The sequence below is a fragment of the Terrabacter sp. 2YAF2 genome (genome assembly GCF_052114705.1).
GTDB lineage: Bacteria > Actinomycetota > Actinomycetes > Actinomycetales > Dermatophilaceae > Terrabacter.
Genome location: NZ_JBFRFG010000066.1, coordinates 1 through 446 on the forward strand (window position 1 = coordinate 1; position 446 = coordinate 446).

1 protein-coding gene is annotated in these 446 nt (G+C 70.0%); it reads left to right on the forward strand.

What is annotated here, in order from left to right; all coding sequences use genetic code 11:
• Positions 1–446: fibronectin type III domain-containing protein (locus AB4030_RS22450; RefSeq protein ID WP_442281413.1), on the forward strand; the 446-nt coding region annotated here is incomplete at both ends.

The following is a 446-nucleotide window of genomic DNA, read 5'->3' on the forward strand; positions in this document are numbered from 1 at the left end:
ACCAGACCAGCTTCACGGACACCGGGTTGGTCAACGGGACGGCGTACTTCTACACGGTCGCCGCGGTGAACGCCGCTGGTACCTCGCCGCCGTCCAACGAGGCGTCGGCGACCCCGCAGTCCGCTGTGATGGTGCCGTCGGCGCCGACGGGGTTGGTCGGGACGCCCGGCAACGGGTCGGTGGCGTTGTCGTGGACGGCTCCGGCGTCGAATGGTGGGGCTGCGGTGACGGGGTACAACGTCTACCGCGGGACGAGTGCGGGTGGTGAGTCCGCGACTGCGATCGCTTCGAGCGTGAGCGGTACCAGCTTCACGGACACCGGGTTGGTCAACGGGACGGCGTACTTCTACACGGTCGCCGCGGTGAACGCCGCTGGTACCTCGCCGCCGTCCAACGAGGCGTCGGCGACCCCGCAGTCCGCTGTGATGGTGCCGTCGGCGCCGACG